General features: G+C 64.5%; 18 protein-coding genes. 7 read left to right on the top strand and 11 right to left on the bottom strand.

Annotated features, from left to right (window positions below; translation table 11 throughout):
- Window positions 1-110 precede the first annotated feature (110 nt).
- Both B2W22_RS09920 and araD read left to right on the top strand, forming a co-directional pair.
- Window positions 111-1,196 carry a mannonate dehydratase gene (locus B2W22_RS09920; RefSeq protein WP_175122659.1) on the top strand — a complete coding sequence of 362 codons (1,086 nt, stop codon included), beginning with the start codon at window positions 111-113 and terminating at the stop codon, window positions 1,194-1,196.
- 6 nt (window positions 1,197-1,202) lie between these two features.
- Entirely contained in the window at window positions 1,203-2,936 is a 1,734-nt protein-coding gene (araD, locus tag B2W22_RS09925) for an L-arabinonate dehydratase (RefSeq protein WP_286937444.1), read from the top strand.
- 73 nt (window positions 2,937-3,009) lie between these two features.
- On the opposite strand, the gene B2W22_RS09930 is transcribed toward araD, so the two are convergent.
- Complete coding sequence (locus tag B2W22_RS09930) at window positions 3,010-3,996, bottom strand: LacI family DNA-binding transcriptional regulator (protein ID WP_254594926.1); 987 nt, start codon at window positions 3,994-3,996, stop codon at window positions 3,010-3,012.
- Window positions 3,997-4,225: 229 nt separating this feature from the next.
- Between B2W22_RS09930 and B2W22_RS09935 the strand changes: the two genes are divergently transcribed.
- A complete protein-coding gene (locus B2W22_RS09935) occupies window positions 4,226-5,203 on the top strand; it encodes a Bug family tripartite tricarboxylate transporter substrate binding protein (protein WP_175122662.1) in 978 nt (325 codons plus the stop codon).
- Window positions 5,204-5,241: 38 nt separating this feature from the next.
- Complete coding sequence (locus B2W22_RS09940) at window positions 5,242-6,438, top strand: L-talarate/galactarate dehydratase (protein WP_286937448.1); 1,197 nt, start codon at window positions 5,242-5,244, stop codon at window positions 6,436-6,438.
- 137 nt (window positions 6,439-6,575) lie between these two features.
- Here B2W22_RS09940 and B2W22_RS09945 read toward each other — a convergent pair whose 3' ends face one another.
- From B2W22_RS09945 to B2W22_RS09955, 3 genes are read right to left on the bottom strand one after another with little or no spacing between them, the layout of a single operon-like run.
- On the bottom strand, window positions 6,576-6,869 hold the full coding sequence (locus B2W22_RS09945; protein ID WP_175122664.1) for a Dabb family protein: 294 nt from the start codon (window positions 6,867-6,869) through the stop codon (window positions 6,576-6,578).
- The gene (locus B2W22_RS09950; protein WP_286937451.1) at window positions 6,866-7,333 is read right to left on the bottom strand and encodes a nuclear transport factor 2 family protein; all 468 of its coding nucleotides are present in this window, start codon (window positions 7,331-7,333) and stop codon (window positions 6,866-6,868) included. The genes B2W22_RS09945 and B2W22_RS09950 overlap by 4 nt, the downstream gene beginning before the upstream one ends.
- Before the next feature lie 24 nt (window positions 7,334-7,357).
- Complete coding sequence (locus B2W22_RS09955) at window positions 7,358-8,167, bottom strand: ribonuclease activity regulator RraA (RefSeq protein WP_286937452.1); 810 nt, start codon at window positions 8,165-8,167, stop codon at window positions 7,358-7,360.
- Window positions 8,168-8,370: 203 nt separating this feature from the next.
- On the opposite strand from B2W22_RS09955, the gene B2W22_RS09960 reads away from it, so the two are divergent.
- Entirely contained in the window at window positions 8,371-9,957 is a 1,587-nt protein-coding gene (locus B2W22_RS09960; protein WP_175122667.1) for an IclR family transcriptional regulator domain-containing protein, read from the top strand.
- A gap of 75 nt (window positions 9,958-10,032) precedes the next feature.
- On the opposite strand, the gene B2W22_RS09965 is transcribed toward B2W22_RS09960, so the two are convergent.
- The 7 genes from B2W22_RS09965 to B2W22_RS09995 all read right to left on the bottom strand — a co-directional run bounded on the left by B2W22_RS09965 (window position 10,033) and on the right by B2W22_RS09995 (window position 17,945).
- Window positions 10,033-10,767 (bottom strand): SDR family NAD(P)-dependent oxidoreductase, encoded by a 735-nt coding sequence (locus tag B2W22_RS09965; protein ID WP_175122668.1) that lies wholly within the window; start codon window positions 10,765-10,767, stop codon window positions 10,033-10,035.
- 13 nt (window positions 10,768-10,780) lie between these two features.
- The gene (locus B2W22_RS09970) at window positions 10,781-11,770 is read right to left on the bottom strand and encodes a sensor domain-containing diguanylate cyclase (RefSeq protein WP_175122669.1); all 990 of its coding nucleotides are present in this window, start codon (window positions 11,768-11,770) and stop codon (window positions 10,781-10,783) included.
- A gap of 76 nt (window positions 11,771-11,846) precedes the next feature.
- Complete coding sequence (locus tag B2W22_RS09975) at window positions 11,847-13,424, bottom strand: serine hydrolase (RefSeq protein ID WP_286937454.1); 1,578 nt, start codon at window positions 13,422-13,424, stop codon at window positions 11,847-11,849.
- A gap of 7 nt (window positions 13,425-13,431) precedes the next feature.
- The gene (locus tag B2W22_RS09980) at window positions 13,432-14,604 is read right to left on the bottom strand and encodes a hypothetical protein (RefSeq protein WP_286937455.1); all 1,173 of its coding nucleotides are present in this window, start codon (window positions 14,602-14,604) and stop codon (window positions 13,432-13,434) included.
- Window positions 14,601-15,746, bottom strand: a complete 1,146-nt coding sequence (gene ampH / locus B2W22_RS09985) for a D-alanyl-D-alanine-carboxypeptidase/endopeptidase AmpH (protein ID WP_286937457.1) — start codon at window positions 15,744-15,746, stop codon at window positions 14,601-14,603. Before ampH ends, B2W22_RS09980 begins: the two co-directional genes overlap by 4 nt.
- A gap of 150 nt (window positions 15,747-15,896) precedes the next feature.
- Window positions 15,897-16,811: a GAF domain-containing DNA-binding protein gene (locus tag B2W22_RS09990; protein ID WP_254594189.1), complete on the bottom strand. Its 915-nt coding sequence runs from the start codon at window positions 16,809-16,811 to the stop codon at window positions 15,897-15,899.
- A 132-nt stretch (window positions 16,812-16,943) separates the two neighbouring features.
- The gene (locus B2W22_RS09995) at window positions 16,944-17,945 is read right to left on the bottom strand and encodes a LacI family DNA-binding transcriptional regulator (protein ID WP_175122672.1); all 1,002 of its coding nucleotides are present in this window, start codon (window positions 17,943-17,945) and stop codon (window positions 16,944-16,946) included.
- 207 nt (window positions 17,946-18,152) lie between these two features.
- On the opposite strand from B2W22_RS09995, the gene B2W22_RS10000 reads away from it, so the two are divergent.
- Together B2W22_RS10000 and B2W22_RS10005 are read left to right on the top strand one after the other, a co-directional pair.
- The gene (locus B2W22_RS10000; protein WP_286937458.1) at window positions 18,153-19,295 is read left to right on the top strand and encodes an L-talarate/galactarate dehydratase; all 1,143 of its coding nucleotides are present in this window, start codon (window positions 18,153-18,155) and stop codon (window positions 19,293-19,295) included.
- A gap of 82 nt (window positions 19,296-19,377) precedes the next feature.
- Window positions 19,378-20,340: a Bug family tripartite tricarboxylate transporter substrate binding protein gene (locus B2W22_RS10005; protein WP_175122674.1), complete on the top strand. Its 963-nt coding sequence runs from the start codon at window positions 19,378-19,380 to the stop codon at window positions 20,338-20,340.
- Window positions 20,341-20,392: the final 52 nt, after the last annotated feature.

The raw sequence follows: 20,392 nt of genomic DNA on the forward strand, positions 1-20,392 counted from the left end.
CGGGAGCCGGACGGTTTTGGTCTGTTCCAGCGCCTTGCCTGCGCCGTGCCGGACAACCCAGAATGGACACGTGTTCACCCGTTCAAGCATCGACCGACCTTGGAGTCCTCATGTACATCAGCGAGCAACTGCTCAACCCGGACGAACGCCGGCTGCGCCTGTCAACGCAACTGGGGGTGCAAAGCGTCGTTCTCGATAACCGCGGCACGGAGCTGGTCTCGGCGGAAAATGGCGTCGGCGCTTGGGATGCTGTGAAGCTGGGCGAGTATCGGAAATGGGTCGAAGGATTCGGACTGAAGCTGGATGTCTTTGCGTTGGATGTCGGCTCCATTCTTCTTGATTCCCTGGTCGACCTGGACAGCGCGCGGCGTCAACGGAATACGTTGGCCGACAACATCCAGAAGGCCGCAGATGCGGGCATCAGCTGCCTCAAGTACAACGTGCAAATGGTAGGCATAACGCGCACCGGGTTGAAGCCCGGGCGCGGCGGCGCAATGAATTCAGGCTTCACGTACGCGGAATACTCGTCTGAAGACGATTGCAAGCACTCGTACTGGGGGGTGGGCTATCCAGGACACCAGGAAGAGGGCGGATCTGCGTCGGTGATGTTGTGCGGCCAAAAGATGGCGCGTGACGTTCCTCCTGTGACCGAGCAAGCGGGTTGGGATGCCATCGAGTTCCTTGTCGAAGGATTGGTGCAAGCTGCCGACAAGGCCGGTGTCAGGCTGGCATGCCATCCGCACGATCCGGCATATCCGATTGGCGGGCTCAACGGAATCGAGCATGTAGTGGGTTCGGTTGACGGGCTGCGGCGGTTTCTGGCGTTGTCTTCAAGCCGGAACCACGGGCTCAACTTCTGCCAGGGGACGGTCGCAGAGATGTTTGCGCGGCCGGCTGAGCACATGATCTCCGTCATTGAGGAGTTCGCGGCGACCGGGCGGATCTTCATGGTGCATTTCAGGAACATCCGCGGCGGTTATCTCGATTTTCAGGAAGTATTTCCGGACGAGGGCGACGTGGATATGCTCGAGGCCATCAGGGCGTATCAGCGGGGCGGGTATTCGGGACCGCTATGCCCGGACCATGTGCCGGTTTCCGAGATCGACGAAGGGCGCGAGCGCTTCATGGCGTTCGCGCTTGGCTATACGCGTGGGCTATTGCAGGCGGCCGGCGTGTGGTCGGCGCCGGGGCGTTGAACGGCGATGACGGACACGATCAAGCTGCGTAGCCAGCGGTGGCTGGCGAACGACGATTTCCGGACCGCGAATCACCGCAGCCGGTTCATGCAGATGGGCTTCGAGCGAAAAGATTGGGAAGGCAAGCCTGTCGTGGCCATCATCAACAGTTGGTCGGAGTTCAATCCCTGCCATTCGCATTTCCGCCAGCGGGTCGAGGACGTCAGGCGCGGGATCTTGCAGGAAGGAGGTTTTGCGCTGGAGATGCCCTCGATGTCGCTGAACGACGCGCTCGTCAAGCCGTCGGCGCTGCTCTATCGCAACATGATGGCGATGGAGATCGAGGAAATGATCCGCTGCTATCCGATTGACGCCGTGGTGCTGATGGGCGGGTGCGACAAGACCACGCCAGCGATGCTGCTTGGCGCGATCAGCGCAGGCGTTCCCGCGATCTTCCTGCCGGCCGGACCGATGCAACGCGGCCATTTCGGCGGCAGGACACTGGGATCGGGGTCTGATGCCTTCAAGTTCTGGGACGAACACCGCGCCGGCCGAATTTCCGATGCGCAGTGGGAAGGAATAATTGGCGGCATTGCGCGTGGCCCCGGGACGTGCATGACGATGGGCACTGCAAGCACCATGACCGCAATCGTCGAAGCGTTGGGGATGTCGTTGCCAGGCGCCTCCAGCATCCCGGCGGTGGACGCGGCGCACCAACGCCTGGCGGCGCAGACGGGACGACGCATCGTGGGAATGGTGCTTGAGAACCTGCGTCCGGCCAGGATCCTCACCCGCTGCGCATTTTTGAACGCCATCACGGTCGCGATGGCGATGGGATGTTCGACCAACGCCATCATCCACATCATCGCCCTCGCGCGTCGCGCGGGACACGCGGACGTGGGCCTGGAAGACTTCGATCGAGCAAGCCGTCGCGTGCCCGTGATCGCCAACATTCGGCCCAATGGTGATAGTGGGTATCTGATGGAGGACTTCTTTTTGGCGGGCGGCTTGCCTGCGTTGATGTCGCGTCTGGGGGCGCTGCTGCATCTGGACGAAATCTGCGTGACCGGGGAAAGCCTTCGTGTCCACGTGTCGCCGGCGCAGGTGTTGAACGAGGATGTCATTCGTCCGCTGGCGCGACCGGTATATGGGGAGGGGGCGTTGGCGGTGCTTCGGGGCAATCTTGCGCCCGATGGATGTGTCATCAAGCCCAGTGCGATGAGTCCGAAGTTCATGAATCACCGAGGTCCCGCGCTGGTGTTTGACGACTATCCAAGCCTGAAGCGCATGCTGGACGATCCGGATGCGGAGGTGACGGAGGACCACGTGATCCTGCTGCGCAATGCTGGTCCCAAGGGCGGCCCCGGCATGCCGGAGTGGGGAATGATCCCCCTGCCTTTGAAACTGATCAGGCAGGGCGTGCGCGACATGCTGCGCGTCAGCGACGCACGCATGAGCGGAACCAGTTATGGCGCTTGCGTCCTGCACGTCGCACCCGAGGCTTGGGTCGGCGGCCCGTTGGCCTTGGTGCAAACTGGCGACCTCATCGTGGTTGACGTGCCGGCGCGACGCATACGGCTGGATGTCGAGGACGCCGAGCTGGACCGCAGGCGGGCTGCGTGGGTTGCGCCACCCGCTCGCTTCGGCAGAGGCTATGGCCGGATGTTTGCCGAGCACATCTTGCAGGCTGACCAAGGCTGCGACATGGACTTTCTATTGACGCAGACTGGGGCGTCCGCAGGCGAACCAGACATTTTCTGAATTCCGTTTCATCAGTTCCAAAGTCTGAGACGAAACGGCCCGTCGGCGAAGGCGGGTTATGGCGGGGCTGCCGTCACGTGCTTTTCCTCTCGATGATCTCGAACCCGAGATCCACGCTTTTCGCGTCGATTGTGGCGTTGCCCAGGCGAGCCAGCAACATCCTTCCGGCCTGTTCGCCCATCTCGGCGCGCCGGATGCGAACGGTGGACAGGGAAGGAAACGCTGCACGGGAGATGGGCAGGTCGCCAAAGCCCATGATGGCCAGGCGGCCTGGAACGCTCATCGCCTTTTGCGCGCACGCGAACAACACGCCTGCCGCCAGCAGGTCGTTATTGCAGAACACCGCCGAGATGTCGGAGCGGCGTGCCAACATGCGGTCCAGGCAAGGCCCGGCCGCGTCGATCTGAACCGGCGGGGGGACAAACTCGGCTTCGACATCGGACAGGCCGGCAGCCCGTGCTTCTGCCTGAAAGCCTCGAAGCCGTTGCCGAGCGCGCGTTTCGTCGGCGCCAAGAAAGGCTAGCGTCCGATGGCCTCGGGAGATGAGGTGACGTGCTGCAGCGCGGCCTGCCTCCACATTCGAGAAACCGACTGCCATGTCGATGAGGGTGGATGGACCGGCGCCGGGCAGTCCCCAGGTTTGCACGACCGGAATCCTTGCGCGCTGCAATTTCAGTCGTAAGGCCTTGGGTTGAGAAAGGCCGGTCAGCACCAGACCGTCCACGCGGCGGCCCAGAAAGGTGTCCACCAGTGCCGCCTCAACGTCCTTGCTGTAGCCGCTTTGGCCCAACAACAACTGATACCCATCCTTGGATAGCGTCTGCGCCAAGGCGTCCACCGTCTCGGCGAAAACCAGGTTGGAAATCGTCGGCACGATGGCGGCGATGATGCGGGACCGATTGGATGCCAGACCGCCAGCCATCAGGTTGGGCACATAGCCCAAATGGTCGATGGCGCTGCGCACGGTGGCCAGCGTGTCGGGCGACACCTTGTCGGGTGTGTTCAACGCCCGCGAAACCGTGACCAGGGAGACGCCCGCCTGCCGGGCGACGTCGCTCATTCGTGCATTTCCGGGCGCCTGCGGGACTTGATGGGACTTTGAAACGGTGGACATGATTCAACGGCGGAAAGAGAAACGCGCGGAAATTCCAAAGTGTGGGACGCACGAGCAAATGGAAATGGGGGGTGGATTGCCAATTCCCGGAAGGCGTTCAAAATGAAAGCGCTTCCATGATTCTATACAGAACAAATCCATAAATGGCGGCTACGACCGCATAGGAGACAACCAAATGAGCCGTAGATCCCTGCTTGTTGCCTTGGGCTTGGTGGCCAGCCTGGCCGCCCTGCCTGCCGTGGTCCAGGCGCAATCCGACTATCCGTCGCGTCCCGTCAAGATCGTTGTTCCGTTTCCCGCTGGCGGCACCAGCGACCTGATGGGCCGCCTGATCGCCGATGTGCTGGGACGCGAACTGAAGCAGCCGTTCGTGGTCGAGAACAAGGGAGGCGCTGGTGGCGCGATCGGCACTGAGCAGGTGGCGAGGGCGCAGCCCGACGGCTATACGTTGCTGCTATCGGGAATTGGCAGCAACGCCATTATCCACGGCTTCATGCCCAAGCCGCCGTACGACTCGAACACTGATTTTGTCCACATCTCGCAGTTGGCCGCCGGGCCGAACGTGCTGGTCGTCAACCCCACTTTTCCCGCGAAGACCCTGCAGGAGTTTGTCGCCTGGGTCAAGGCGAACCCCGGAAAGTTCGACTATGGCCAGGTCAACGCCTCGTCGGGCCACGTGACCACCGAATACATGAAGCAGGTGGCGGGACTGGACATGGTGGGCATCCCCTACAAGGGTGGCGCTCCCGCGTTGAACGATGTCCTGGCGGGCCAGATCCCCGGGATGTTCACCAACCAGGATGCGGTGCTGCCGCACGTTCAAGCGGGCAAGTTGCGAGCCTTGGCGGTGACCAGCCTTGAACGCAATCCGCTCTATCCGGACGTGCCTACCGTCGCCGAGTCCGGATATCCAGGGTTCAGCGCGGTGTCATGGACGGGACTGTCCGCGCCCAAGGGAACGCCCGCTGCCGTCGTCGCAAAGCTCGAGGCCGCGATGGTCAAGGGCTTCTCGGACCCCGCCGCACGTGCCAAGTTGGAAGCAAGCGGTTTCGTGGTGGTCGCGTCGCGGTCCGCCGATTACACCCGCTTCGTCAAGGATGAAATTGCTCGTTGGGAACAGGTGGTTCAGAAAGCTGGCATCAAGCTCAACTGAATAGCCTTTTTTGTTGATATCTATCCGGAATTGTTCAAATGAAAGCTGTCCAATCAAACATTGTTTCTTACGCCAAGACCGACGCAAACGCGCGTACTGCGGCTGAAAGCGGCGATCGCATCGAATGGGTAAAGGTGTCGCTGGTGTTCTTGCCGCTTGCCACGCCAGTGAGCGATGCCAAGGTGTTGACCGGCAGGCAGAAGCCGTTGACCGAGATCGCCTTCATCTTTGCCGAGATCCGGACCCGCGACGGACATGAAGGCATCGGCTTTGGGTACTCCAAGCGCGCTGGCGGTCCGGGCATGTACGCACACGCCAAGGAAATCGCTCCGAATCTGCTGGGCGAAGACCCCAGCGACATCTCCAAGCTATTCACCAAGCTGCTTTGGGCCGGCGCTTCGATGGGCCGCAGCGGTCTGACGACACAGGCGATCGCGCCCTTCGACATTGCCCTGTGGGACCTGAAAGCCAAGCGCGCAGGGCTGCCGCTTGCGAAGCTGCTGGGCGCGCACCGCGACTCCGTGCAGTGCTACAACACGTCGGGCGGATATCTGCACACGCCGCTGGATCAGGTGCTGAAGAACGTCCAGATATCCCGTGAGAGCGGCATCGGCGGCATCAAGCTCAAGGTCGGTCAGCCCGACCTGGCGATCGATGTCCAGCGCGTGGGCGAGGTGCGCAAGCTGTTGGGCGGCGACTTCCCCCTGATGGTGGACGCCAATCAGCAGTGGGATCGGCAGAAGGCAACGCGCGCCTGCCGTGCCTTTGAAGATTTCGATCTGACCTGGATCGAAGAGCCTTTGGACGCCTACGATTTTGAAGGCCATGCGCAATTGGCTGAGCGCTTTGATACCGCCATTGCGACGGGAGAAATGCTGACCAGCGCGGGCGAGCATGCGCAGTTGATCATGGCTGAAGGCAGTGACTTCATTCAACCGGACGCGCCGCGTGTGGGCGGAATTACTCCGTTCCTGGAGATCATGGCGCTGGGCGCATTCAAGGGCCGCAAGCTCGCACCCCACTTCGCAATGGAAATTCACCTGCACCTGGCGGCCGCGTATCCGATCGAGCCATGGCTCGAACACTTCGAGTGGCTCGGGCCGATGTTCAACGAGCAGATGCACTTGCGGGATGGCCGTATGTATGTGTCGGATCGGCCCGGGCTGGGTTTCTCGCTGAGCGAGCAGGCCATTGCGTGGCGCGCTGACTTTGAAGAGTTCGGCAAGCGTCCCTGAAGGGGATGAGGGCGAGGCGGCGTTGGCCGCCGCCGCTTTTTTGTCGGCAGGCTGACAAGAACCGTTCAGAAAGGAAACGCGCCAGCCGAAAGGCCGGCGCGTTATCCTGCGGAACTTGTCTGAGGGCTGTATTCGGCCTACACCGTGTAATCGACCGCGGCCCAGTCGAAGTAAGGTTTCAAGTCGGCCACCAGCGCAACGTGCAGCGGGTGGAACAGGTAGGCATCGAGCTCGGCCGCATTGTCGACTTCGGACTCCAGAACGTAATCCCAACTGATGGGGCGCGTCAGCTCGTTGGCGGCGACACGCCAGAATCGGATTGCCGGAATCTGGGCGCCCAGGTCGCGCATGCGCGCGGCTAGTCTGGTTTCAAGGCCGGCGTCGCGATCAACGCCGGGACGCCTGCGAAAGAGGACGATGTGCCGGATCATGCGCCTGCCTTCGGTGCGCTTTCCAGGTGATATCGCCGGCCGGCGTAGTCGAAGTCAACCAGTTCATTGATGCGCACGGATGGATCGGCGGGCGAGGCGTAGTACGCGCGGATCTCGGCGATCTTTCCCGTCGTTGGATCGAAGTTGTACCATTCCGCGCCGCGCAGGGCGGTGCCGCTCTTGTTCTTCCAGTGCGTCCATTCGATCATGGCCTCGGGCGAGTCGTGGCTGACGATGATGCGTTCGATGGTCCACTGCGAACCCAGCGTCTCGACGCACCACACCCACTTCTTTGCGATGGTGTCGGCGGAGCGCCAGGGAACTTCCGGCAGGCCCGCCGGGAAGTAGTGGACGGCATCGGGCGTGAAGCAATCGACCAGCGCGTCATAGTCGCCGGCATTGCAGGCGTCGAAGTACCGGCGGATCAACGCGGCGTAATCGTCGGGGGTGAAGGTGGCGTTCATGGATGCTCCTGAATACAGTTGGAATCAACGGCTGCCCGCGGGTTTGGCGGCCGGAATCGCGGGGCGGCCGTCGGCGACCCATTGCTTGAACTGCGCGCGCGTGGCGTCGCCGGGCGGGTAAAGGCCCCACAGCGGCTCCCCGGCTTGCACGCGCAGCGCAAGATAAGCTTCGATGTCGTCACGCTTTTCACATAGGTCGGCCATCTCTTCGGCCATGTGGGCGGGGATGACGGTGATGTTGTCGCCGTCGCCGTGGATCACGTCGCCAGGGTAGACCGCCACGCCGGCACAACCGATCGGCACCTGCAGGTCCGCGACGTGGTGATAGCTCAGCCGAGTGGTTGCGGTGACGCCAGTGCTCCAGATCGGAAAATCCATCTGGCTCAATTCCGTGCCGTCGCGGAATGTACCGTCCGTGATGACGCCTCGCGCGCCACGCATCATCATGCGCGTGATCAGCATGTTGCCCATGGACGCGGCGCGGCCATCCTTGTTGCTGTCAATGACCAGCACGTGGCCCGGCTCGATCTGCTCGACGCCGACCCATTGCAGGTTGTCCGCGGAGGGCGACGTCTTCAGGTTGCCGTAGACGTCCACATCCTCGCGCGCGGGGATGAAGCGCATGGTGTAGGCCCGGCCGGCAAAGGGCTTGATCTTCTTGTTCAGCGGTTTGAGTCCATGCAGGACGGGCTGGCGCAGACCCTTGATATAGAGCTGGGTCGTCAGCGAGCCGCTGGTCGCGCGGGCCAGACGATCCAGGACAGAGTCGGGGACGTAAGGCGCCGGTTCGCGCTGCGGAATTTCGGCGAGGGGAGGGGGATTGGAGACGCTCATGATGGCTGGCTGTCAGTGTGAAGTGGGCGGGAAAGCTGCGGTTTGTCCCAAATGGTGAGACGTGCCGGGATGATTATTTACGCCACCGCGGCGCGGCATCCGTTCATGGAATGGTATTGAAGTTGTCTCGAACTTAATATGCTGGGGAGCCGGCGTGAACCGCCGAACTCGGCGCTTTTTTCCACATACTGAGACTTCATGCGATGACGGCGAATACTGGTGATGGAACTGGATCTCTGGAGAAGGCCATCGATATGCTGGAGGCAGTGGGAGCGGCGACGGACGGGCTCAGCCAGACCGAGCTGGCCACGCAGCTTTCGTTGCCCCGGACAACCACCTACCGCCTGCTCGCAACGTTGGTGGCGCGCGGCATGCTGCGCCGCGATCCGCTACGCAAGGTCTACCGTCTTGGTTTTCGTTGTTTCGAAATGGCAAGGCAGGCTTACACGATGCCGGATCTGGCGGCGGCAGCGGCCTTGGAGATGCGGGGTCTGCGCGACTTGACCGGAGAGACCTGCTATCTCGCCACTTTGGACGGGCTCGAGGTCATTTCGCTTGAACGGTGCGATGGCGCGCACAGTGTGAGATCCGCGGCGGTTCTGGGACAGCGAAAGCCGGTTCATTGCACAAGCCAGGGAAAGGCCATCCTGTCCGTGATGCAAGCCGCATCGCGCGAGGAAATCGTCCGCGATATGACGCTGAAATCTTTCACGCCGCATACCATCACTGATCGCAGACGCCTCAATGCGGAACTAAAGATCACCGCCGCCCGGGGCTATGCCATCGATGACGAGGAAATCGTGGAGGGCGTGCGCTGCGTGGGGGCGCCTATCGTGGACGCAGCGGGCGTCGTGCGCGGAGCAATCAGCGTGGCGGGGCCGGCCTATCGGCTGACGCGCGCCAGGGTTGAATTGCTGGGGCCCGAAGTGGCGCAGGCGGCGCGACGGGTAGGGGCACAGCTCGAGACGGTAAAGCCGCCCGCGGACGAGACCGCGGCTGTTGCGATTCCCGGCCCCTGGGCCTTTCAAGGCGCACATCCGCAATGGAGCGAGGACCGCACGGTGCTGTATTGGGCCGATGTGCTCGCGCCGTCGGTGCGGCGGCTTGATATGACCAGCAAACCGCCGCGCGACGAACTGATCTACCGCTTGGAAAGCCCGATAAAGGGGTTGTTGATTGAACCGGAGGGGATGCTCGTTGCCGGCGGGACCAGCGCGGTGCAGATCACCTCGGACGGCTCCATTACGCCGCGCGCGGCATGGCCGCGTGGGACGTTGCTGGCATTGTGTCCCGGGATCCGCGCCGGCGAGGCCTGGGCTGCCTTGGAGCAAGAGGATGGCATCGGCTGCGTAGTCGGCGTGATCACGCTGGCCAACGGGAAGTTTGAGCCAAAGTGGACGATCGCCGAGCCCGTGCAGGCGTTGCGATGGGGCGCCAAGGATAGCGAACTCTACGCCGTCTCACCGGAATCTGGCGCGGTCCTTATCCTGCAACCGGGTCATGAGGGCGTGAGGCGCCTGGCCAGCATGCCAAAAGGGTCGGGCCTGCTCAGCGGACTTGCGCTGGACGACGATGGCGGTATCTGGACGGCGCTTTGCGACGGCTGGAGCGTGGTTCGTTTCACGCGGGATGGGGTGCTGGACCGAGTGGTCGGTTTGCCGGTGCCATGTCCGACGGACCTGGCGACGGACGGCGCGCGCATGATCGTGACAACGTCGAGGCATCAGGTCGCGCTCGATACTCTGGCAAAGGCGCCCATGTCGGGATGCCTGTTTGAATTTTCAATTTAGACGGCCCGAAGGCGCTCCCGTTTGAAGGGGAGCGCTTTGCGTCGTATCAGGCTGCGGCGAGTGCGCGGGCCCTGCTCAAGGCAAACTGAGCTGCGCCGTCCGCCCGCCATCCACCGTCCACACCTGTCCGGTCACGAACGCCGCTTCGTCAGAAGCCAGCCACGCCACCAGGCCAGCGACCTCATCCGGCGTGCCGGTCCGCCTGACCGGATGGATGCGCTGCACCGATTCCCGGAAGCGCGCGGGGTCTGGCAGCGTGTTGATGAAGTCATCGTTGAGCGCCGTGTCGATCCATCCCGGCGCCACCGCGTTGCAGCGGATGCCGTCCTGGCCGTGGTCGATGGCGACCGCGCGGGTCAGGCCGTGCAGGCCGGCCTTGGTCGTGGCGTAGGCGGCATGCATGGGGTTGGCGCCCAGGCCCTCGATGGAACTGATGTTGACGATATTGCCGCGCGTCGTCTTCAAGTACGGCAGCGCCGCCTTGATCAGCACGAAGGGCGTGGTCAGGTTGACGTTCAGGGTCCGCTTCCAGTCGGCCAGCGAGGTGTCTTCGACCAGCGCTTCCTGCATGACGCCGGCGTTGTTCACCAGCACGTCCAGCTTGCCGGTCCGGCGGATGACTTCCTCGATCACGGCGGCGGCGCGCACGGGATCGGACAGATCGGCTGCGATGGCTTCGAACTCGTCGTCGGCCGAGCGTTGGGCGGTCAACACCCGGGCGCCTTCATCGCGAAAGCGTCTTGCGATGGCCTGTCCGATGCCGCTTCTGCCGCCGGTCACCAGGACGACCTTGTCTTCAAATCTATTCACTGCGTTGCGTGGTTCAGGAGTCTTCAACGCCTGGCAGGATAGCAGGCGTCTGCTCGGCCGATTCCCACTGCACGTGTTCGATGCGGTTGCGGCCGTTGGCCTTGGCCAGATACAACTGCTGGTCGACGGCCTTGATGAAGTCCGCGCGCGTGGCCTGGTCTTGCGGCACCACCGTGCCCGCGCCGACGCTGACCGTGATACGTCTGCCGTGCGGCGACAGCGCATGCACGATGGCTTTTTTCTGCAATTGGCGCTGGCAGCGTTCAGCGACCTTCCGCGCGACCTCGGCATCGGCCTCGGGCAGCAGCACGACGAATTCTTCACCGCCGTAGCGCGCAACGAAATCGCGCGGACCGTCCAGCGCCAGGCTCAGCGTTTCGGCGATTTCGATCAGGCACTTGTCGCCCTGGGTGTGGCCATACAGGTCGTTGTATTGCTTGAAGAAGTCGACGTCGAAAAGCAGTACCGACAAGGGCTGGCCCTCGCTGCGGGCGCGCTCCCATTCCAGCTCGAAACTGCTGTCAAAGCGCCGCCGGTTGGCGATGTTGGTCAGGCCGTCCTTGAAGGACAGCACCTCAAGTTCCTTCTGCAGGCTGAGCAGTTTCTCTTCGGTCTTCTTGCGCTCGGTGATATCGAACATGAAGCCGATCAGCGCCTCGGGCTCGCCGCTTTCCGTGCGCACGACGTGAACCACATCGCGGATCCACACGTAGCCGTTGTCCTTGGTCAGCGCGCGGTAGTCGGCCTCGTGGTCGACGCCGGCCTGGGATTGCGAGACGCAGAAGTTCACCACGTACTCGCGATCCTCGGGATGCATGCGCATGGCCCAGTCCTCGACGGTGACCCAGCTGTCGGTGCGCCAGCCCAGCAGCGCCTCGATCTGGGGGCCGATGTAGGCGAATTTCATCGTGGCCCAGTCGATCTTCCAGGGAATCGCCTTGGTCGATTCCAGCAACGTCCTGTAGACCGCGCTGTCGTTGAGAAGCGTACTGTCGTCAGCCATGCTCGATCCTTCCGGGATTCCGAGGAACGAGCACTGTAGCCCGAACCGGGGACTGATGGAAATCTGCTGACGGCCGCTATTTGCGGTTCCAGTGCCCCAGCCCGCTGTCGTCGTAGTACTTGATGTCAAAGCCTTGTGCCTGCCCGTTTGCCATCTTGAAGACGATGGACGCCCGCGAGGCCAGCATCTCGGCTTCGCCGGCCGGCGCAAAGGCGAACGTGTCGCCGTCCCAGTGGCGCACGGGAAAGCGCATGTCCTTTGGTCCCAGCACCAGGGTCAGCGCGCCGTACGCTTCTTCGATCCGCGCGGGGCCGTAGTACGGGTTGTCGAACGTGCCGGTGTACTGCGACAACGCTTTGGGCGCCGCGGGCTTGGCGGGATCGGGCTTGCCGGTCAGGTCCGCCTGCGGTTCGAACAGCTTCTTCATGGCGCCGTTGTACGCCGCATACCAGTCGCGCGTGGATTTGCCGTACAGCGCGATGTCGGTGAACGTGGCCACCACGGCTTCCGCCGCGCCGACCGGCGCGCCATTGGTCAGCACAACGATGCCGATGCCGGCGGAGGGCACGATGCGGAAGGTGGTGCCCGTGCCCACCAGGAAGGCGCCGGAATGCCCCATGGCAGGGCGTCCGCCGGTTTCCGTGTTGACGTTGAAACCAAAGCCATAGAAGCCGGACCGCGTATTCAGATCGGGCGCGGGGGCGCTGAAGGCCTGCGGCGACAGGGCGGGCAGCAGCGCGCCGGGGGCGGCCAGTGGCTTGCCCTGGTGTTGGCCATCCGCCAGCAGCAGTTTCAGCCACTGGGCCAGATCCACCACCGTGGAAGACACGCCGCCCGCGGGCGCCTGCGCATCGGCGTTGCGCTTGCCCGCCTGCACGAAGCGGCCATTCTGGTAGGCGTGCAGCAAGGCGCGGTTGCCGTGCGACTCGAAGTCAGCGTAGCGGTAACTGGTCGATGCCATGCCCAGCGGTTTGAAGAGCTGTTCGTCGGCCAGCTGCTCCCACGGGCGTCCCGCAACCTTGGCGATGGCCTCTGCGCCGATCGTGGTGCTGAAGTTGGCGTAGTGGTATGAAGTGCGGAAGGGGGTGAGCGGCAGCAGGCGCAGCCGCGCGATGACCTCGTTGCGGGAAAAGCCCAGGTCTTCCAGATCGTCGCCGGCCGTGGGCGGCAGCCCGGTGCGGTGCGCAAAGAAATCGCCGACGGTCGCGTGCTCGGACACATAGGCGTTGCTGAGCGCAAAGCCCGGAAGATGACGCGACACGGGGTCGTCCCACGTGGCCTTGCGCTGCGTGATCTCGATGGCGGTCACTGTCGCCGACAGCGACTTGGAGATGGACGCGATCTGGAACACGGTATTGGCATCCACCGGCGCGTCCTTGCCGACCTCGCGTGTGCCGAAGCCTTGCGTCAGCACGGTCTTGCCGTCGATAACGACCGCGACGGCCAGGCCCGGCACCTGGCTGCGTTGCATGATGTCCTTGATGATGCCGGGCAGGTCCTGCACGGCGCGTTCGCGGCTGCCGGCCGGAATCGTGACGGCGTCCGCCGGCGGGTAGTCGGCGGGGGTGATCGGCACGGGTTGCGACCAGGCTGACGTGACGCCGCCCAGGGCAAGAACGATCGTTGCGGTGATGCGCGTGGTTGTGCTGTGCATGTTGGCCTCAGAATCCTGCTTGGTAAGCGATGCGAAAGACGCCCTGGTTGAGGCGCAGGGCCTGGTCGCGCTGATGCGTGATCCCGGCCTGCACGATCAACCCCACGGGCGTGATGTAGGTGACTGCGCCCGAAACTCCCCAATCCGTACTGTCCAGCAGACCATGCCGGGCGAGCGTCTGGCCGCCGCCGGTCAGCTTGCGCACGGCGGCCGTCGCGGTGACCTGCCAGCGGTCTCGAGACAACGACACCGAGGTTACGCCATTGCCGTTGGAAACCGGCGCGCCGCGAAAGGCGCTGGAATAGGTAGCCTCGTTGAACCAGTTCAGGTGCCATCCGTCATCCAGCGGCGTGTCGTAGCTCAGCCGGGCCGATACCGTGTTGGCACTTTCGCCCTGGTCCGGATCCAGGTGCAGCCGGCCCGCGTCCACGCCGCCCGATATGCCCGCCAGTCCGGGTAGATCGCGGAAGTCGTACGAAAGGATGAACGACTTGAGCTGGTCGCTGAACAGCGGCGGCTCGTCGGGGCCGAGCAGGCCGCCGTCCAGGCTGAACCTGCGGTTCATGGCGGTGTTGTCGCGCTTGAACAGCAGGGCGGCCACGGAATGCGTGCCGCGGCCCGACGTATCCAGCGTGTAGCGTCCGCCCACGCCGATCGAGCCGCGGAATTCCGAGTTCTCGTTAAAGCCCGAATACAGGCCGTCCACGACGTGCCAGGCGTCGCCAAAGCCCAGGTCCATCTTGCCGCCGTACAGCGCGTAGTTGTCGGCGGTGTAGGCGGCGAACAGGTTGTCCAGGTTCACGCCCAGGTCGGAAAACGCGTTGTCCTTGGTGTCGTTGGTGGACGAGTTGAACGTGGCCTTGGTGCGGATCGAAAACTCGCGCGTCAGTTGCAGCACCAGCGCGGCCTCGGCGGTGGGCTGCACACTGCTCCAGTGCGAGCGCGGAAGCTGGCCGTTGTCGTCGTGCACACCAAAAAAGCCGGTGTAGCCGGTCATCAGGAGGAACCTGCCGTTCAGGCGCGGATACGATTCGTCGCCATCGGCCAGGTCGCTATAGGGCGTGAGAAAGATCTCGGTCTTGAAAATGTCTCTTGCCTCTTGCGCCGACGCGCCGTGCGCGGCCACGGCAAGCAGCGCCGCCGCCGCGGTCTGGCGCAACGCACGATGCAGACGCTTCACCGCGCCAGCTCAGCCGCCAGTTCGCGCACCTGCGCATGGATGTTGTTGAACATCCCGAAATTCACGCGGCTGGCGACGACGAACACGCCCAGGTCGCGGTTGGGCGACAGCACCACGTACGACATGAAGCCGCCAATGCCGCCGCTCTTGCCCAGCAGGAACGGCGAGCCGTTGCGCGGCAGCGTCACCACCCAGCCCAGCCCCATGCCGTCGGCGTCCGTGACCTCCGTGCCCACGACGGATTTGAGTCCGTCGTAGGGCAGCCACATCGTGTGCGCCAGCAGGGCGTTCTCGCGGGCCTGCCTGGCGCCATCCAGATGCCAGCGCATCCAGCGCACCATGTCGTCGGCCGTGGCGTAGACGCCGGCGCTGGCATACATGATGTCGGGCGCCACTGCATTGGGATCGGGTTTGTCGAAGGGATCGAGGCCCGTCATCAGGCGCTTTTTCTGTGCGTCGCTCAGCACGTTGGTGGCGTCGGTCATGCCGGCGGGCTTGAAGACCTCGTTGGCAAGCACGGTCGAATAGTCCGCGCCGCCGGCCTTGGCCAGCGCGTCGCCCAGCAGGCCATAGCCCAGGTTGGAATACAGCGTGGTGGTGCCGGGCACGTAGGCGGGCTTGTGGCTGCCCATCCACTTCCAGTAATAGGCCCGGTCGAAGACGGCGAACGGATTGTCGGAGGGCTTGGCGTCGGGGTCGGGCAGTTCGCGCGGCAGGCCGGCGGAATGCGTCGCCAGGTCGAGCAGCGTGATCGGGCGGCCGTTGGCATCGACCTTGGCATTGCCGGGCGCGTACTTCGACAGGGGATCGGTCAGCTTGAGCTTGCCCTTGGCGGCCAGCGACGCCAGCACGTCGCCCGCAAACACCTTGGACACCGACGCGATCCGGAAGATCGATTTGCCGTCGGGTTCGACGCCGCTGCCCGGCGCGGTTTCGCCATAGCCCTGGACCACCACGTCATTGCCGCGGACCGCCGCGATGATCAGGCCCGGCGCACCGCCGTTCAGATACAGCTGCATGCCGGCCATGGACACGGCATCCTGCAAGGCCAGGTCGGCGGCCCGGGCCTGGACTGCGCCCAGTGCGCAGGCGGCGCTCAAGGCAAGAAGGGGGATGCGCGGGAGAAGGCGGGACGTCAGCATGCGGTTCTCACTGAAGGGGCGAGGAACGGGTGTCCCTGCGCATGCCGCGATGATCCCAAAATCCCGGTGCGTAGCCACCAGCGTCAGGACGAAACAACATCCCGGCGTGATGAATGGCATATTGGCCGGCTTGGCCCGGGCAGCCCCGGCTCAGATCCCCATGCGTTCGCGCAGCGGCTTGCGGTACGAGCGCGACACCGGCCACGTGTCATCCACGGCCCGCATCCGGATCTGCCATCGGTCAACGCTTCTGCGGTCCACGTCCATGACATGCAACGCGTTTGCAATCGCCGTGCGGTGCACGCGAAAGAACGTCTTCTCGGGCAGGAGGGTCGACCAGACCCCAAGCGCGCGGGAGTCCAGCACCATCGAGCCGTCGTCCAGCCAGATCTCGCTGTAGTTGCCCGCCGAGCGCACGCCGACGATGGCTTCCGGCTGAACGCCCCGGACCACGCCGCGCATGCTCAGGTAGACGACCGATGCGGCGGGATTGCCCAGCGGCGCGCGCGTGCGGCCGCTGCCGTACTTGGCCTGTCCGATCAGGTTGGCGCATTGGTACAGCGCACCGACCTCGCCGGCGCTCCAGTGCCGATGCCGGACGGTGGTGTCGAAACCGATGATGCCTTGCAGCTTGCCGTCAAGGCACACCGGCACGCTGAGCACGCTTTTGTTGCCCTGGCGCTGGAATTCGGCCTGGATGGCGCGCGCGGTGCGGGGCAGGTCGTTGACGTCGTGGATGGCGACCGCCTGCCCTTTGACCATGAACCGGTGCAGCCAGGCGATCAGCGTGGTCGGCACGTCCTGCAGTTCGGCGACGAAGGGCTCGGTCTGGCCGCGGCACCATTCGTGGGTATTGCGCAGCCGCAGCATGTCGGGGCGGTACTCGATCATCCAGGCGCGGTCGATGTCCGAGGTTTCGCCCATGTAGGCAAGCTGCTCCGAGATCGCATCGTCCGCGGGCAGCTTGAGCAGGCTCATGGCGCAGTGATAGAGCCAGTCCGATGACGGGTTGGGTTGGAGGAGGGTGACGGGGTGAGTCTGGTATTGGCCAACATCATCCTTCACGGGCGGTTCCTTCTGAGGCGGCAGGGCGCTTCGGGGGCGCGCTGTCGGACGCGCGCGGCTCGGCGGGATTTTCCTACCGGCGGCGCGGTCTGACAACCGCCCGTGGCGGCCGGCGTTCAGCTAGGTGTCTGGCTACGTTGCCGCACAGGCGCCCGTCGATTCGCGCTCGACGATCCGGAATCCCACGTCAATGACAGGCTCTGGCGGGGTCTCGCCCCGGCATCGCGCCATCAGCACGCGCGCGGCCTGGGCGCCGATGTCCGCGCCGTCGATCTGCACGGTGGTCAGCGACGGCGCCAGGTGCGCGGCGAAGTCGGCCCCGCCGAAGCCACAGACCGCCAGATCCTGCGGCACGCGCAGGCCACGCACGCGCGCCTCGGTCAGCACGCCTTCTGCCAGCGCGTCGGCGCTACAGAAGATCGCCTGCAGGCCGGGCGACTTGTCGAACAGTTCGGCCGCCGCGCGCCGGCCCGACGCCACGTTGCTGGGCGCCGGAACGACCGCCGTGGGCACGTCGTGGCCCAAGGTTTCCAGGAAGCCCGCGCGGCGCACCGCAGCGCGCTGGTCGTCGCCGGTGGCCAGGCCCACGTTGCGCCATCCCTTGGACAGGAAGAATTCGGCGACGGCGCTGCCCACCTGCCGATGTGAAAAGCCGACCAGCATGTCGAGCGGGCGTTCGGTCAGGTCCCAGGTCTCGACCACCGGAATGCCGATCTCCCGCAGGCGGTGCGCCGCGGGGATGTCGCTCAACAGGCCGGCAACGACCACGCCGTCGACGCGCCGGCCCGCCATGGCGTTGAGCAACGCTTCTTCGCGGCCGCGGTCATAGCCCATCTGTCCGAGGATGAGCTGGTAGCCCTCGCGGTCGAGTTCGGCGGTCAGGGCTTCGATGGTGGGCAGGAACTGCGGGACCGAGATGATGGGCACCAGCGCCGCCACGGTGCGGCTGCGCCGGGACTTCAGGCCGCCCGCCAGCAAATTGGGGATGTATCCCGTTTCCGTAACGGCCTGCTGGACGCGTGCGATGGTGGCCTCGGACACGCGGCCCGGATTGCCGAGCGCGCGCGAGGCGGTGATGAGCGACACGCCGGCCGCGCGGGCGACGTCATGCAGGGTGATGGATTTGGGTTTCATGGAACGGGAAGTACGGGTTTGTACGGATCGCGCGCTGGCTTGCCGCGAATTTTGGACAACGTTATCATGAACGTCAGCTGCAACGTTTTATTCCTTCCGCCAGCCAGGCTCCGCATATCGGCGCTTTTTATTTGGCTGCAAATGACAACGTTGTCCATGCGCCACCGTCGTCCTCGCAGGACCGTCCCAGACACCCGGAGAATTCTCATGACCGCCACTTCCAACGCCGACCGTATCGCCTGGTTGCGCATCTCGTCGTGCTACCTGCCGCTGGCCACCCCGATCAGCGACGCCAAGGTGCTGACCGGCCGCCAGAAGCCCATGACCGAAGTCGCCATGCTGTTTGTCGAAGTGCAGACCGAAAGCGGCGACGAAGGCATCGGCCTGAGCTACTCCAAGCGCGCCGGCGGTCCCGGGCAGTTTGCCCACGCCAAGGAAATCGCGCCCGTCCTGATCGGCGAAGACCCCAGCGACATCGGCCGGCTCTGGACCAAGCTGTGCTGGGCCGGCGCGTCCGTGGGCCGCAGCGGCCTGTCGACCCAGGCCATCGCCGCCTTCGACGTGGCGCTGTACGACTTGAAGGCCCGCCGCGCCAACCTGCCGCTGGCCAAGCTGCTGGGCGCCTATCGCGATTCGGTTGCTTGCTACAACACGTCGGGCGGGTTCCTGCACACGCCGCTGGAGCAACTGCTCGTCAACGCCAGCGCGTCGCGCGAACGCGGCATTGGCGGCATCAAGCTGAAGGTCGGTCAGCCCGACCGGCAGCTGGACATCCGCCGCGTCGAAGCCGTGCGCAAGCATCTGGGCGACGACGTGCCGCTGATGGTCGACGCGAATCAGCAGTGGGACCGCCCGACCGCGCAGCGCATGTGCCGCATCTTTGAACAGTTCAACCTGGTGTGGATCGAAGAGCCGCTGGACGCCTACGACCACGAAGGCCACGCCGCGCTTGCCGCGCAGTTCGACACGCCGATCGCCACCGGCGAAATGCTGACCAGCGCGGCCGAACACAGCGAGCTGATCCGCCACCGCGCCGCCGATTACGTGCAGCCCGACGCCCCGCGCGTGGGCGGCATCACGCCGTTCCTGAAGATCCTGTCGCAGGCGGAACAGGCCGGCGCGATGCTGGCGCCGCACTTCGCGATGGAACTGCACGTGCACCTGGCCGCCGCGTATCCGACCGAACCGTGGGTCGAGCATTTCGACTGGCTGGAACCGCTGTTCAACGAGCGGCTCGAGATCCGCGACGGCCGCATGCTGGTGCCGACCCGGCCGGGCCTGGGCATCTCGCTCAGCGATCAGGCGCGCGCGTGGACGCGCGACACGGTCGAAGTCGGCAAGCGGGCCTGAACCCTTTCCGGTCCCGCCGTCTTGCGGCGGGACGCCATGCACGACCAACGGCGCGACAGACGCCAACCCAGAGGAGACTCGCATGAAAAAATGGTTCACCACGCTCGCGCTTGGCCTGGCCGTCTCGGCGTCGGCCCAGGCGCAGAACTGGCCCGCCAAACCCGTCACGATGCTCGTGCCGTTTCCGCCGGGCGGTTCAACCGACCTGATCGCCCGGACGGTTGCGCCCAAGCTGCAGGACAAGTTCGGGGGCACCTTCGTGATCGAGAACAAGCCGGGTGCGGGCGGCACGCTGGGCGCGGGCCAGGCCAAGCGCGCCGCGCCCGACGGCTACACGGTGCTGGTGTCGTCGCTGGGTCCCTTCGTGATCGGCCCGCATCTGGTCAAGGAGCCGGGCTACAACGCACTCAAGGATTTTGAATACATCACGGTGGCCGTGCAGGCGCCGAACGTGCTGGTGGTCAACGCGAATTCGCAGCTTCGCGACATGAAGGGCGTGCTGGATTACCTGAAGTCCAACCCGGGCCGCATGACGTTCGCGTCGGCCGGCAACGGCACCTCGGATCACCTGACCGCCGAACTGTTCTGGCAGGAGACCGGCACGCAGGCCACGCACGTGCCGTACAAGGGCGGCGCGCCGGCCATCGTGGATCTGCTGGGCGGGCAGGTCGACGCCAGCTTCAGCAACATCAACACCTGCCTCACGCATATCCAGTCGGGCAAACTGCGCGCCATCGCGGTGACGAGCGCGAAGCGATCACCGCTGCTGCCCGACGTGCCCACGATGGAAGAGCTGGGCCTGAAGGGCGTGACGGTGACGTCGTGGCAGGCGTTCGCAGGTCCCAAGGGCATGCCCGCCGACATCCGCGACAAGCTGCGCGCCGGCATTGTCGACGCGCTGAACGACCCGTCGGTCAAACCGCGCCTGCTGGAACTGGGCTTTGAAGTCGTCGGCAACACGCCGGCCGAATTCACCAAGTTCCAGGCCGAGGAATTTGCCCGCTGGAAGAAAGTGATCGAAGTGGGCAAGATCACGGCGAATTGATTGCACGCCCCCAGGAGCCAAGGTAACGTCGCACCGCGGGCATTCGCCCGCG

It is taken from the genome of Achromobacter sp. UBA4530 (assembly GCF_002388205.1).
GTDB lineage: Bacteria > Pseudomonadota > Gammaproteobacteria > Burkholderiales > Burkholderiaceae_B > Achromobacter > Achromobacter animicus.